Annotated in this window: 18 protein-coding genes; 8 read left to right on the forward strand and 10 right to left on the reverse strand. The window is 66.3% G+C overall.

Translation table 11 applies throughout. The features are described 5' to 3' along the window. Positions 1 to 127 precede the first annotated feature (127 nt). The 8 genes from V6M51_RS01090 to V6M51_RS01125 all read left to right on the forward strand — a co-directional run bounded on the left by V6M51_RS01090 (position 128) and on the right by V6M51_RS01125 (position 4,372). A complete protein-coding gene (locus V6M51_RS01090; protein ID WP_332763883.1) occupies positions 128 to 577 on the forward strand; it encodes a hypothetical protein in 450 nt (149 codons plus the stop codon). Positions 578 to 967: 390 nt separating this feature from the next. Next, positions 968 to 1,201 carry an XRE family transcriptional regulator gene (locus tag V6M51_RS01095; protein ID WP_332763885.1) on the forward strand — a complete coding sequence of 78 codons (234 nt, stop codon included), beginning with the start codon at positions 968 to 970 and terminating at the stop codon, positions 1,199 to 1,201. A gap of 127 nt (positions 1,202 to 1,328) precedes the next feature. Then, a complete protein-coding gene (locus tag V6M51_RS01100; protein WP_332763886.1) occupies positions 1,329 to 2,282 on the forward strand; it encodes a tyrosine-type recombinase/integrase in 954 nt (317 codons plus the stop codon). Between the two features lie 157 nt (positions 2,283 to 2,439). Next, entirely contained in the window at positions 2,440 to 2,814 is a 375-nt protein-coding gene (locus V6M51_RS01105; protein ID WP_332763888.1) for a hypothetical protein, read from the forward strand. 97 nt (positions 2,815 to 2,911) lie between these two features. Beyond that, positions 2,912 to 3,133, forward strand: coding sequence for a hypothetical protein (locus V6M51_RS01110; RefSeq protein WP_332763889.1), 222 nt, complete (start codon positions 2,912 to 2,914; stop codon positions 3,131 to 3,133). A 321-nt stretch (positions 3,134 to 3,454) separates the two neighbouring features. Beyond that, positions 3,455 to 3,721, forward strand: a complete 267-nt coding sequence (locus tag V6M51_RS01115) for a hypothetical protein (protein ID WP_332763890.1) — start codon at positions 3,455 to 3,457, stop codon at positions 3,719 to 3,721. A 13-nt stretch (positions 3,722 to 3,734) separates the two neighbouring features. Next, on the forward strand, positions 3,735 to 4,046 hold the full coding sequence (locus V6M51_RS01120; protein WP_332763891.1) for a hypothetical protein: 312 nt from the start codon (positions 3,735 to 3,737) through the stop codon (positions 4,044 to 4,046). A gap of 122 nt (positions 4,047 to 4,168) precedes the next feature. Then, positions 4,169 to 4,372, forward strand: coding sequence for a hypothetical protein (locus V6M51_RS01125; protein WP_332763892.1), 204 nt, complete (start codon positions 4,169 to 4,171; stop codon positions 4,370 to 4,372). 173 nt (positions 4,373 to 4,545) lie between these two features. Here the strand turns inward: V6M51_RS01125 and V6M51_RS01130 are convergent, their stop codons facing one another. From V6M51_RS01130 to V6M51_RS01175, 10 genes are all read right to left on the reverse strand, one after another. Then, positions 4,546 to 5,031: a DUF1353 domain-containing protein gene (locus V6M51_RS01130; protein WP_332763893.1), complete on the reverse strand. Its 486-nt coding sequence runs from the start codon at positions 5,029 to 5,031 to the stop codon at positions 4,546 to 4,548. Next, positions 4,998 to 5,228 (reverse strand): hypothetical protein, encoded by a 231-nt coding sequence (locus V6M51_RS01135; protein WP_332763894.1) that lies wholly within the window; start codon positions 5,226 to 5,228, stop codon positions 4,998 to 5,000. Before V6M51_RS01135 ends, V6M51_RS01130 begins: the two co-directional genes overlap by 34 nt. Continuing rightward, positions 5,225 to 5,353, reverse strand: a complete 129-nt coding sequence (locus tag V6M51_RS01140; protein ID WP_332763895.1) for a hypothetical protein — start codon at positions 5,351 to 5,353, stop codon at positions 5,225 to 5,227. Before V6M51_RS01140 ends, V6M51_RS01135 begins: the two co-directional genes overlap by 4 nt. Beyond that, positions 5,350 to 5,910, reverse strand: coding sequence for a glycoside hydrolase family 108 protein (locus tag V6M51_RS01145; RefSeq protein ID WP_332763896.1), 561 nt, complete (start codon positions 5,908 to 5,910; stop codon positions 5,350 to 5,352). The genes V6M51_RS01140 and V6M51_RS01145 overlap by 4 nt, the downstream gene beginning before the upstream one ends. Before the next feature lie 50 nt (positions 5,911 to 5,960). After that, positions 5,961 to 7,067: a hypothetical protein gene (locus V6M51_RS01150; protein WP_332763898.1), complete on the reverse strand. Its 1,107-nt coding sequence runs from the start codon at positions 7,065 to 7,067 to the stop codon at positions 5,961 to 5,963. Then, entirely contained in the window at positions 7,067 to 7,363 is a 297-nt protein-coding gene (locus V6M51_RS01155; RefSeq protein WP_332763900.1) for a hypothetical protein, read from the reverse strand. The genes V6M51_RS01150 and V6M51_RS01155 overlap by 1 nt, the downstream gene beginning before the upstream one ends. Positions 7,364 to 7,367: 4 nt before the next feature. Continuing rightward, positions 7,368 to 7,682 carry a hypothetical protein gene (locus tag V6M51_RS01160; RefSeq protein WP_332763902.1) on the reverse strand — a complete coding sequence of 105 codons (315 nt, stop codon included), beginning with the start codon at positions 7,680 to 7,682 and terminating at the stop codon, positions 7,368 to 7,370. A gap of 261 nt (positions 7,683 to 7,943) precedes the next feature. Then, positions 7,944 to 10,145 carry a hypothetical protein gene (locus V6M51_RS01165; RefSeq protein WP_332763904.1) on the reverse strand — a complete coding sequence of 734 codons (2,202 nt, stop codon included), beginning with the start codon at positions 10,143 to 10,145 and terminating at the stop codon, positions 7,944 to 7,946. Continuing rightward, positions 10,145 to 11,074: a hypothetical protein gene (locus V6M51_RS01170; RefSeq protein WP_332763906.1), complete on the reverse strand. Its 930-nt coding sequence runs from the start codon at positions 11,072 to 11,074 to the stop codon at positions 10,145 to 10,147. The genes V6M51_RS01165 and V6M51_RS01170 overlap by 1 nt, the downstream gene beginning before the upstream one ends. A gap of 3 nt (positions 11,075 to 11,077) precedes the next feature. Next, the gene (locus tag V6M51_RS01175; protein WP_332763908.1) at positions 11,078 to 11,824 is read right to left on the reverse strand and encodes a hypothetical protein; all 747 of its coding nucleotides are present in this window, start codon (positions 11,822 to 11,824) and stop codon (positions 11,078 to 11,080) included. Positions 11,825 to 11,826: the final 2 nt, after the last annotated feature.

Here is an 11,826-nt window from a genome sequence, read left to right on the forward strand (position 1 = left end):
CTATCGCCGCCCTTCCAGATCCCCTCGTCGTATTGGAAGGAGGGGGTTCCTCCAGGTTCCAGCCGTGCGGCGCGGGTCCTTCGGACCTCGCTGATCCCCAATCTCAACATTCCGATGGAGAAGGCACGTGAGCGCTCTCGTGGACGACAAGCCTCTGAACCCGTGGGAGCCGACGACCGATCCGCTCGACCTGGCCATCCTCGGAAAGCTCATCGAGGAGCAGAGCGAACTCGGGTCGGCGGCGGCGCGCTGCATCATCCAGGGGTTCGAGCAACACGAGCCTATCACCGGAAAGCCCAACCGTGTCTGGCTGACCGAGGAGATCGCCGACACCCTCGCCAACATCGACAAGGTCATCGAGCATTTCGGACTTTCCGAGATGAATATCGCCGACCGCCGCGCCCTAAAGCTGGGCCGCTTGGACCGCTGGCACGACATGATCCGCAAGGCCGGCCGCTGCGCCCCTCCACCGGAGAACAGCGCCGATGATGGCGCGCTTGCGCCACATGCTCTCGGTACGGGAGGCCAAAAGGAAACCCCAACCCAATCCACCAGGGAGACGCTTGATGAAGGATGAACCTCTACAAGAACGTACAGCCGTAGAGCGGTTGACCCGCGCGACTTGCACATTCGCAGAGCACGTCGACCGCGACGGGATCGGCTGGAGCCACATGCGCCACGACGACGTGTGCGCAGTACTGGGCGAACTCGAACGTCTCCAAGCCCTCGTTGGAAGGCTGGAGGGGGCGTTGAGGCGGGTCGTCCCCGATTGCTGCCTTGGGATCACCAATTACAACGGCACGGGCCAGCCCTGCCCAGGCAACATGTACCCTGACGAGCCGTGCTGCATCGCCCGTCAAGCTCTCTTAGTAGAAGGAGGGGGGTAGATGGCCTACCGAGCTAGCCGCAAGCAGGATAGGACCCTGCCCATCCTGCACGGTCCTCAGCACTCCGGTGGACAGAGCTGATGGGACGGGCGGCGCTTGCATTGCCGCCCACCTTGGCCCCGCGCGGTTTGCAGCGCGAGGCGGCGGCCGGCTATGTCGGCGTGTCCGCCAGCAAGTTCGATGAGCTGGTCCTTGATGGACGGATGCCCAGGCCCAAGCGGATCGACGGCCGCAAGGTCTGGGACAGGAACGCTCTGGACAGCGCCTTCGACGCTCTGCCAGATGATGGGGCACCGGCCAATGATTGGGACTGACGTGACCGTCCTTCGCCTGCGCTACGTCCAGGCGTTCACAGACCGCCACGGGCGGGCGCGACACTACTTCCGCAGGCCAGGAGCCAAGCGGGTCGCTCTGCCGGGCCTGCCGGGCTCTGTGGAGTTCATGGAGGCCTACCAGGCGGCGTTGAGCGGCCAGGCGGTCCCGCGCGTGGTCGCGACCGAGCGGACCCAGCCCGGAACCATGTCGGCCCTGATCGTGGCCTACTACAACTCGACGGAGTTCAAGACGCACGCGGAAAGCACGCGCTACGTCTACCGCCACGCCATTGAGCGGTTCAGATCGAAGTTCGGGGAAAAGAGCATCGCGGGGATGCAGTCGAAACACGTCCGCGAATATCTGGACGAGTTTGCCGACAAGCCGGGCGTCACGACGAATATCCGCCGCGTCCTCAACATTCTCATGGGCTTCGCGGTCGAGCGTAACTACCGGCCCGACAACCCCATGAAGGGGCTCCGCAAGAGCAAGTCCCGCCGCCGCAGCGAAGGGTTCCGGGCCTGGACTGACGACGACATCGCCACGTTCGAGGCCTACTGGCCCGCCGGGAGCCGCGAACGGCTGGCCCTAGCCCTGTTACTCTACACCGCCCAGCGCCGTTCCGACGTGGTCAAGATGGGCCGCCAGCACGTCAGGGGCGGCAAGATCCACGTCGCCCAGCAGAAGGGCGGTGGACAAACCAAGCTCTGGATACCGCTGCACCCGAAGCTCGCCGAGGCGATCCGGCTGACCCCGGCCGATCACCTGACCTTCCTCATCACCCGGACGGGCGGACCCTTCACTCCGGAGAGCTTCACCAACTGGTTCGCGGCGGCGGCGCTGGAAGCTGGATTGCCTCCGAGGTCTTCACCGCACGGGCTGCGCAAGGCTGGCGCCCGGCGCTTGGCCGAGGCCGGCTGCACCCAACACCAGATCAAGGCCATCACCGGCCACAAGACGCTCGCCGAAGTCGCGCTTTACACAGAGTCGGTCGATCAGGAACGACTCGCCGATCAGGCCATGGCGGCGGTCGAGGAGAGCGAAAAGCGAACGTCCACTGTCAAACCTTCTGAACGGGTTTGACAATCACCCCGAAAAGCCCAGCACTATCAATGCCAGGAAAACGAGATGGTAGGCCGGGTGAGAATAGCAGTCACAGGGAATTTCAATGCCTTGGACTGTCAAACCGCCAAAAACGTCCCACTGGATTCGTTTGGATATTTCCGTGAGTGTCAAACCTATGAGCCTCATCGCCCACAAGCTCTATGTTCCCCGTCTGCGCCAGCGCCCGCTTGCCGTCGTTCGGCTCATGGGTCACACATGGCAGCGTCACCGCTACACCGTCAGAGATCGCGCCGAGGAGCAGGCTCGCGAGTTCCCGCGCCCGCTGACCTTCCCGCACCCGAAGGTGCGCTGGCGCGATGAGGGCTATCGCGAGAGCCCCCGCGAGGAGCTGATGAGCTACCGGGGCTTCGGCGTTGGGGGCTACATCAGCGGTCATTGCGGGCGAAAGCGTCGGCTCCGCGATCTTGACCACTGGCGACAGCGGACGCCGGTTCAAGATCGGCCGCCGCACAAGCCCATGTACCTCGCCGTCAAAGAGGCTGAGAGCTAGCGGGTCGCGCTACTTGGAGCGCGTCGCACGGCTGGTCTGGGATAGACCTAGCCCCTCACGATCTACAGAGCTAACTTGCCCTTGGAGGGTCCTCGATATGAAACGCGCATACACCGTCACCGAAATCAACCGCCTGCGCCAAGTAGTCGAACACAAGTGGCTATGGGGCTCCTACAAACACCCGCAGGACGGCGGGACGTGCCAGAGCCGATGCTATCAAGAGACGGAGAAAGCCGGCGCCGTCGAGGAGATGGTTCGCACCCACATGCTCGCGGGCCACACCGCGGAAAACCTGTACGCCAGCGAAGCCGATGCCTGACCGGATCGTTGTCGGCTTTCTTCTGGTGCTGGCTATCTTGGGATATGTGGTGGTGTTTGGGTAGGGCTTGGCGGGGAAGATGCTGCGGGCCGGGCGCTAGTCCGGCTGTCTGATGCGGAACTCCGGCCCCGCGTCCGCGCTTGGTCGGCGCTGATCTAGTTTTCTGATCCAATCAGCCAGCCGGCCCCATCACGCGCGTTCGGCACCACCCTACTAACGCCCTCGAAGGCCAGCCTGCGTGTCTGCTTTCCACGCCGCCGCAGCCCCTCAACAATACCCGAAACCGCTGGAATCGCAAGGCTTTCGTGCTATGCTGTGGGTATGGAAAAGCGGGTCTGGACTGACACCGAGATCGCCTTCGCCAAGCACCGGTTCGAGTGGCTGGACAAGGGCAACATCCCAGGCCAGGACTTCGGCCTCGACGGCGCGTCTTGGTGGGATGTCGTGATCGCCTACAATGCGGGCGATGACTTTGGCGGCGCACTGCCCAGCGACGGCAAGCCCCGGTTTGAGGGCGGCTGGTCCCGTGAGCAGATCGACGCCCGCCACGCCGAGACGCGAGCCCTGATCCTCTCCCCTACTGAATAGGACCGCCGACAGCATGGAAAACGCAGACGTGCAGATATTCTTTCACAGCACCCTCGAGCCGGACCTGGCCTGGCGCGACATTTCCGAGGCTGACGCCCTGGCGCTGATCGCCGCCGAGAACTTGGTTGGCTACGGCAGCATGTGGGGCGAGCGCACGCGGTACATCCCGGCGGGGATCGAGCCCGGCGAAACGCCGCCGCGCCTCGTCCACATCCATAAGGCCCTTGCGCCTAGCTGGCATGTCCAAGACCCGCAGCCTGAAGACGGCGAGGGGCTTGGCGGGCAGCATGAAGACGGTTTCCAAGCCCTCTCTCCCGCTGAATAGGACCGGAAGATGAGCGCCTCGGCTATCTTTACGATGGGCTTCGCAATCGGTGGTGGTCTTCTGCTTGCCGCTGCTGTGGTGGCGTGGATGATTGCCTTCGGTCCGCGCGGGAGGGCCGGAAGATGAGCGCGTGGTATGGCGATCCTGGCCTGAGCGCGACTGAGGCGCTTGCCGAGGCGTGGGCGTCCATCGACGGGAAGCTAGACCAGTTCCATGCGGCGAACCAGGACGGCCGAGAGCAAGGCTACCGCGACGGGTACATCCTAGATGTGGCGTCGATGATCGAGCGCCTGGAGACGCGCGGCTACGTGATCGTCCGTTCCTAACAGCAAAAAGGCCCCGCCAGCCGAAGCCAGCGGGGCCTTAACGCATCGCCAAATCGTGTAAAGCAAAACGGCTTTCGCTTTACATTACCCCTTGCTCAACCAGTGCCCGATCAACAGCATGATCGAGGCCCCTCCGGTGCAGCAGGCCATCCAGAACAGGAAGTGGTCCAGGGCTACGTCCCCCAGCCCGCCTGTCCGCCCAGACGAACTGCGCGATAGACCATCGTCCGCTTCCACGCCGGCACGCCCAGAACCTCCATCGCCTCCAGCAGTATGTCGTCAGCTTCCCTGCGGGTGAAGCGTCCACCATGGCCCTTGGTGACGTAGAGATCGTCATGCGGGATAGCGGCCTTCACATAGGGGCCGTCCGGGGGAAGCAACCGCCGGGCGATCCGGGGGATGGACGCCAGGTCGGTTACGCCACGGGTGCGGATCGTGCTGAGCTGCGCGTCGGTCCAGCCGGTCGGATCGAAGGCCGGCACGCTCACGAGGTCGCCCGATCCCTCCGCGCCCCGCTCGTAGTGCAGGGGCTCGGGGAGATACCAGAGACACCGGTCATCCCGCAGGACTGGCCGGCCCGTGGAGTACTCCAGCAGGACCAGCCCGAGGTGGCCCGTGAAGCGGCTCATTCCGGTGCGGGCGGCTTGGTCGGCTCGCACTGGATATGCAGGCTCCCGGCCGGGGGCAGCAGACCCCCTATCGCAGCGGTGTAGGTCCGCGAGCAACCGGCGAGATTGTCGAGGATCTGGGACGGGATCTGGGATTGCGCCCCGGTCAGACTGGCGCAGCCGCCGACGGCGAGCGCGGAGATAGCGGCCCCGGCGACAAGCAGCCGGCGCAGGATTTCAGAGGTCATCGACGTGTTCCTTTCGTGATGGTCTTGGCGATCTGGAGGTAGAGGAAGGCCACGAGCGCGACCGCGGCGCAGAGGCCGAGGCCTTCGGCGAAGCCCTGGCCGAACGCGATGGCGATGGGGATCACGCGAGGACGCCGATGCGATTGCGCAGCCAGCCGAAGAAGAAGTCCTCGTTCTGGTCGTCCTCAGGCGTGATGTCGAAGTAGCGGCCGCCCTGGAGAATATCGAGGGCCTTGAGCATCACCGCCTCGCCGTCCTGCGCCTTGCGGGCGCGGAGATACCGGGCCAGCGCCTGAAGGGTGGCGGGACCGAGGTCGCCGTCGACCTTGACGTTCGGATAGTCCTTGCCGCGGCGATTGAGCTTGTTGAGCGCGGTCTGCAGGAAGATCGCCGGCCAGGAGACGCCCATGTTCACGCCGGTGTCGAACAGCTCCTCGGTGATCGCCTTGGAGAGGATGAGGACGTGATGGAAGCCGGGCTCGATCAGATAGCGCTCGTCGTAGATCCGAAACGCCTCCTTGCGGGGCATGTCGCGCATCGCGCCCTTGTAGCCGTAGCGGCGGGCCTGAGCGATCGTCATGCCCCACATGGTCTCGCCGCCACGATCCGAGGGGTGGTTGGCGTAAGCGCCTTCCCGGCCCACGAGCGGGTCGATCAGGAACGCATGGGGGTGCGGGACCATGGTGGGGCTCCTTCGATGTGAGATTGTGGCCGCGGCGGGCAGGCGGCGGATTAGGCCGCGAGGTCGCCCGTGCCGTCCGAGAACCGGCGCTCGAGCGTCAGCATCGAGATCGCCTCAACGTCGGTGATCTGCCCGGCCCAGCAGGTGAGCATCAGACAGCCCCACCACCATCCGCCCGGGCCCACGGCGGCGTAGTGCTCATATTCGCCCCAGGGAAGCGCGCAGCCGGCCTGGATGACGGAGATGCGCTCCTGCGGCCCCATCTTGGCGTCGTTGAAGATCTGGAGCTGATGGGTGTGGCCATGGACCAGCGGCGCCGTCAGCATGGCGCCCGCCCGGTGTGTCGAGGTCTTGCCGCCCATCGGCCGCCCCATGCCGTTGATCGGCGTGTGGGTGAAGGCGACGCCCTCGACATATGCGAACTCGCCGAAGGGCCGCTCCTGCCAGCCGAATTGCAGGAGCTGTTCGGAATAGATGTTGGTGTGGCTCCCGTCGTTCTCGGGATGCTCGTTTTCGAAGGCCCACAGGCGCTGTTCGTGGTTGCCGCGCGTCTTGATACGGCGGGGCTTCCAATCGGCGTCCCTACCCCGCTCGAAGGCCTGCAGGCTGGCCAGATGGTTGTCGAGGTCGGCCTTGATCGAGGGCTTCATGCGGCCCTTGAGGGTGTCGTTCTTGTCGTGGCGTGAGCAGCTATCCATGGTGATACTGTCGCCGAGGTCCACGACCACCTTCGGTCGGCGCTCGGAACCCAGTCGGGCCAGCCAGGTCGAGACCGCCAGGCGGTGCGGGTGACGCGGGTCGTTGTGCCTATCGGGGATGACCAGCACCGAGACCGGCTCGCCGCGCGGCATGGAGTGCTGCGGCTCCGGTGGCGGAGCGTCGTATATCTGAAGCCGGGGTGTCGGCTGTTGCGGGCGGGATGGCCGGTAGAGGGTGGCGTCGGGCTCTAGGCCGTAAAGCCTCTTGGCGCTGTCCAAGCGCCCGGTGAAGGTGTTGGGCGACCGGACCCAGCCGTCTTCGGCGGCCTGCTGAGCGGCGGCTTCAACCGCGCTCTTACCGCCGCCGTGGCCCTTCGGGACGTAGCCTTGGCGCAGCAGGGCCTCGACCCTCGCGATGGCCTCCTGGGCGATCTCCAACCTGATGGGCGGGGCGGGCATTAGGTCTGCACCCCGTCAAGCCCACACCACGTCCCGTAGAGCGTCCAGAGCTCGCCCTTGGCCTCGACGAGCCCGCCTAGCGTCTTGACCAGCTCGACCTCGGCATAGCGCCCGGCTTCACAGGTCAGCTTGTCGCGGTATCGAGGGATGAAGGAGGTGATCAGCAGCTCCGATTCCGAGATCAGCGCGACATTCACTTGCCAGGGATAGAGGGGGATCGGGACCGCGGCCCATAGGGTCCAGGGTGGGGAGATCCAGTAGAAGATCGAGGCCAGCAGCAGGAAGCGCCAGCGCATCGGGTCAACTCGCGCCGAGGTTTTGGAGAAAGGCGCTGATCAAGGCCGCGGCGTTGGGGCTGATGGCCCCGACGGCTGTGACCGCGCTGAGAACCGCCGCCATGATCATCATTCGGCGTCGGACCAGGAAGTCGCAGAGCCGTTTCTGGGCGTCGCCGAGGTGGGCCACGGCGTCGACGGCCGGGCCGATGCGTTCCGTTCCCTCCCGTATCGCCGAGGCGAGATCGAGGATCGCCGCGGCCATGCTGGGATCATTGGTCAGGCAGTCCCGGTCCTGTTCGGGCTGCTGGCGGCGGTTGGGCACGGCGCGTGGGCTCATCTGGCGATCACTCCGTCGGTCGGATGTGGCGGGGCTGGTCTGAAACAGCGGGGTGTGGGATATTCGCGGCGATGAGCGACCGCGATCAGATCGACGCAGAGTTCCAAGTCGCCGAGCGGCGGGTTCCGATCCGCTGGGGATCGATCTTCCACTGGCTGTTCTGGGCCGGCGTGATGGCGTGGGGCGTCACCCTGACGGATGATCCCTTGGTTGAAGTGGCTGTGGTCCTCGGGTGCCTGGTCTGGCTCGCGGCCGGGCGGCTTACTGCTCTTTTGGGAGCGCCGCGCCTGTCTGCAGAAGAGGTGGCGCCGCTCGCCCAGCGGATGCGAGCCGCTGTGCGCGGCGGATCCGCTGGATCTGCAGCAGGTTCAGCAGCCGGGTTTCTTCCTCCGGCGACATCAGCGCCTTTGAAGCCGCCAGGTTCGCCTCGGGATCGCCGATAACGCTGCGGCTCTTCTTCGGAGCCGACTCGATCAGCTTGCGGAGCCCCTTGCGGGTCAGCCCGCCGAGATTGAGCGTGGCGACGTCACCGAAAACGCCAATGGCGTCCCCAGCGGCGTCGGCTTCCAACTCGGCGCGGGCGGCCTGTAGCGGATAGGTCGGCGATCCGCCCATCAGCCGGTTGGAGACGTCCTGCTCGGCGACCCGGCGCGCGGCGCTGTCCATGAAACGCGAGAACGAGGCGTCGTCGGGGAAGGCCAACGCGACCCGGTCGCCGAACTCCTCGGACTTCAGGAGATCGCGCATGGCTCCGACATCGCCACGGGAACCGCGGACACGGTCCAGCAGCGCCTCGCCGACGCCCTTCTGGAAGAGCGCGCGCTGGGTGTCGTTCATGTCGCCGACTTGCTTGGCGACGACCGGTGCATCCGCACCCTTGCCGAAGATGCCCTTGCCCAATTCCAGCGCGGCCTCGCTGTCCATGTCGTCGCCGAACTTCTTCAGCCATTCCGCATAGCCCTGGACGCCGCCACGGGCCGGGTCGGCGGCGTTGGAGCGGATGGCCTTGCCGAGACCGCTCAGGGCCTCCCCACGGCCCCCGTCGCCCGCCCTGTAGGCCGCCGAGGCCGACTGCTGCAGCGATCGGCTGATGTCCTGGGCGTCGCGAAGGGTGATGGCCATCGGGTCGCTTCGTAGCGCAGCCGCTGGGGCGCCCGTTACGCGGTAGACCCAGCCCTTGGATTCGAAGCCGCCACCGTCGCGCGGCGTCGCGGCAGGGTTCTTCTCCACCTTGAAACCCTGCTCGGCCAACTTCTCGTAGACGCGCGCCGCAGACGCGGACACTTCAACGTCACTCTGAAGCGCGCCGCCGCCACGAACAGCCCTGGTCGCTAGGTCTGCGTAAGCCCGCGTCCCCTCACCCTGCCCCGGCGCGCCGGATGCCGAGTTGTAGACCCGGAAGTCCTTTCCGTTCACCGCGCCCACGATCTGCCCGCCGTCGGGCAAGCCATAGGTGAACGACGTCTTGCCGACCACGCCGTCTTCGGAGATATCAAGCTTGCCGCGTCGAAAGTCGTCGCTGATCCTCGCCAGCCGCTCGCCTTGCGCGCGGACCTCGGCGTCAGGACTGGCAAGTGCGTTCTGGATTCGCTCCTTGATCGCAGTCTTGGCAAGGTCGGAACGCAGCGCCGTGATGCTGTTCTCGTCCAGCTTGACGGGCGTGGTCTCGATGGCCTTGATCCCGCTGTTGGCCTCGGCCTTGCGGGTGGTGATTAGGGTGTCGAGGGTGTCGAAATAGTCGCCCTTGCCGCCGAGTTCGGTGGCGATGTCGGTCTTGACGCGCTTAGTGGCCCCGGCGGCGTGGTCGCGCAGGCCTTCACGGATGATGCGGCGGCCAGGTCCCGGCGACTTCGCCAGCACCTCGGCCATGGCGGTCAGGTTCTCGCCGCCGCGGTGAACCGGCAGGGCGCCGGGCGCTGACACCGGCAGCGGGCCGGCCTGGGCGTCCAGTTCCTTCATCTTGGCGATGGCGCGCGCGGCGCGGACTTCCGGCTTCAGCGGGCGGGCATATTTCGGCGCAGGCGGACCGGCCTTGGCGGGCCCGGAGCTGACCGCCGACAGGGCGGTGTCCAGGATGCCCTTGAACGCCTGGGCCGCGTCATCGCCTTGCAGAAGCTCCGGGGCCTCGCCGAAGTTGTCGTCCCATGGCGCGGGGGTCTTCGAATAGATCGGCAGGCCGGCCTTGGCGAGCGCGCGGCCACCGGGTCCCGTGACTTGGTTCGTGATGCCCGAGAGGAGGGACAGCGGGGCGCCGACAAGCTTCGCGCCGAGCAGCGGGTCCTGGCCGGTCTTATAGCCCCTGGCGATGGATGAGATCGAGGCCTTGATGGGGTCGGTGAAATCCCTGATGGGCTGCAATACCGAGCCCTCATCCTTCGCCGCAGGCTTGATGACGCGGAACTTGGGCGAGGCGGGCGCAGCGGCGACTTCACCGCCGGCCGGCTTGAGCACCTTGAAGGCCATTACTCGATCACCCCGAAATCGCCGTTGGGTGCGTAGATAAACTTGCCGCGATGCTTAGGATCGTTGGCGAGCTGATCGAAAGTCGCCTGGTCGCGAGCAACAAATGGGTTGGCTTCCGTCCCCAGCGGCCCGGACGCGCCCTTAGCCTTGGCTTGCTGGATCGCGTAGGCGGCGCGGACCGCCGGCGGCAGGGCGGGCTTCCTCGGGCCGGCGGGCGCGGTCGGGCGCGTCGACAGGGTCTCCAGCCCGAAGTACTGACGCCAGGGCGTGGCCTTGCGGACCTTGGTCCCGGTCTCTCCGGCCTCGAACAGCGGGTTGGCCTCGGCGTAGTCGTCCCAGGCCTCTTGCGATCCGACCAGGGTGTTGTGGCGCCGCGCCCACTCGTTCTTGAAGGCGGTATAGTCGGACGTGCGCCGGGCTCCGGCCTCGATAACGCCGGAGAGCGCCGAGTTGGTCGGGCCGACCTTGTCGAGGCCGACAACCGATGCGCGGTACATCTGGACGTCGCGGTCGGACATGGCGCCGGAGCCGGCCTCGCGCATCGAAGGCGTCATCTTCTCGACGATGGCCTTCATCTCCCCCACCTTGGGGTCGAACATGGCCCGGACGTCGCGGACGACGGGCAGGCCGCCGAGCTCACCCGTGGGCACTTGGCGGTTGAGGTCGCGGAAGCGATTGGCGTCGGCGCGCAGGCTCTGCGCCGTCTTGGCGTCGCCGTCGAGGCTCATCAGCTCCTGTTCGGTCTTGGCGAACATCTTGGGCCGTGAGGACGCCGCACCGAAGAAGGCCGCGCCAGGCGCTGCGGACTCGACGGAGTGATCAGCCCCGCCCTGAAGGCCGCCAATCTCCATCTCGACCCAATTGGAGCCGTCCCAGGTGGCCTTCGCCAAGCCATCCTTGCGGGTGCGGGTCTCACCGATCTGCGGCATGGTCTAGTACCCCTCGGGCAAGGTGGAGCCGAGAACACGGCGGGCTGGTGCGGCGCGGCCCCCGGCAGCAGGCCTGGCGCCAGCCTTCGCCGCGGCGCGCGCCCCTGCAGCCCGGGAAAGCCCGACGCGGGCCTCACCCTGTTCGTTCATGGCGCCCCAGCGGTTGAGTTGGCCCTTCAGTCGGCGCTCGTCGAGCAGCATCTTGAGCGCCGCGTTCTCGGCCCGGTTCTCCTCGGTGAAGGACGGGTCGCGCTTGCCCAAGATCTCCATGCCGCTCGGATCGTACTTGACCACGCTGTCGCCGGATATTTCCGTGGTCGGCGCGGTGAAGTCCTCGTAGCCGGGCCGGCGGCGGGTGGAGCCTTCGGCCAGGGTGGCGGCCTCATAGTTGGACGCGACCTTCTCGGCCCACTTCTTCGGATCGGCCAGGAAGGCGAGCTTTTCGCGGGGATCGGTCAGCACCTTCGCCATGAGCTGTTGCTGCATGGCGCGGTTCTGGGCAGCGATCACCTCGGCCTCGTGCTCCTTGATGAGATCGGCCTTGCTGATCCCCTGCAGCGCGCTGCCGACCCGCAGGGCCAGGCCGGGCTTCCACGGCTCCGGCGCCTGGGCCGGCTGTTCGCCGAGCTGCGGCAGGAAGTCGGGATTGTCCGGCCGGAACCTGCGGCGGGTCTTCTCTGGGTCGATGTAGTTGACCATCGACGGATCGACGGTCATGGGCTCAGGCGCCCGCGTGAACCTAAGAGCCATGG

The organism is Phenylobacterium sp. (genome assembly GCF_036677185.1).
In the GTDB taxonomy this organism is placed as follows: Bacteria; Pseudomonadota; Alphaproteobacteria; order Caulobacterales; family Caulobacteraceae; genus Phenylobacterium.

Bases quoted from the DNA above. Each gene is read 5' to 3' on its own strand.
- V6M51_RS01095 (WP_332763885.1), top strand. From the start codon at position 968: ATGGGACGGGCGGCGCTTGCATTGCCGCCCACCTTGGCCCCGCGCGGT.
- V6M51_RS01100 (WP_332763886.1), top strand. From the start codon at position 1,329: ATGGAGGCCTACCAGGCGGCGTTGAGCGGCCAGGCGGTCCCGCGCGTG.
- V6M51_RS01105 (WP_332763888.1), top strand. From the start codon at position 2,440: ATGAGCCTCATCGCCCACAAGCTCTATGTTCCCCGTCTGCGCCAGCGC.
- V6M51_RS01110 (WP_332763889.1), top strand. From the start codon at position 2,912: ATGAAACGCGCATACACCGTCACCGAAATCAACCGCCTGCGCCAAGTA.
- V6M51_RS01115 (WP_332763890.1), top strand. From the start codon at position 3,455: ATGGAAAAGCGGGTCTGGACTGACACCGAGATCGCCTTCGCCAAGCAC.
- V6M51_RS01120 (WP_332763891.1), top strand. From the start codon at position 3,735: ATGGAAAACGCAGACGTGCAGATATTCTTTCACAGCACCCTCGAGCCG.
- V6M51_RS01125 (WP_332763892.1), top strand. From the start codon at position 4,169: ATGAGCGCGTGGTATGGCGATCCTGGCCTGAGCGCGACTGAGGCGCTT.
- V6M51_RS01135 (WP_332763894.1), bottom strand. From the start codon at position 5,228: ATGACCTCTGAAATCCTGCGCCGGCTGCTTGTCGCCGGGGCCGCTATC.
- V6M51_RS01145 (WP_332763896.1), bottom strand. From the start codon at position 5,910: ATGGTCCCGCACCCCCATGCGTTCCTGATCGACCCGCTCGTGGGCCGG.
- V6M51_RS01150 (WP_332763898.1), bottom strand. From the start codon at position 7,067: ATGCCCGCCCCGCCCATCAGGTTGGAGATCGCCCAGGAGGCCATCGCG.
- V6M51_RS01155 (WP_332763900.1), bottom strand. From the start codon at position 7,363: ATGCGCTGGCGCTTCCTGCTGCTGGCCTCGATCTTCTACTGGATCTCC.
- V6M51_RS01160 (WP_332763902.1), bottom strand. From the start codon at position 7,682: ATGAGCCCACGCGCCGTGCCCAACCGCCGCCAGCAGCCCGAACAGGAC.
- V6M51_RS01165 (WP_332763904.1), bottom strand. From the start codon at position 10,145: ATGGCCTTCAAGGTGCTCAAGCCGGCCGGCGGTGAAGTCGCCGCTGCG.
- V6M51_RS01170 (WP_332763906.1), bottom strand. From the start codon at position 11,074: ATGCCGCAGATCGGTGAGACCCGCACCCGCAAGGATGGCTTGGCGAAG.
- V6M51_RS01175 (WP_332763908.1), bottom strand. From the start codon at position 11,824: ATGGCTCTTAGGTTCACGCGGGCGCCTGAGCCCATGACCGTCGATCCG.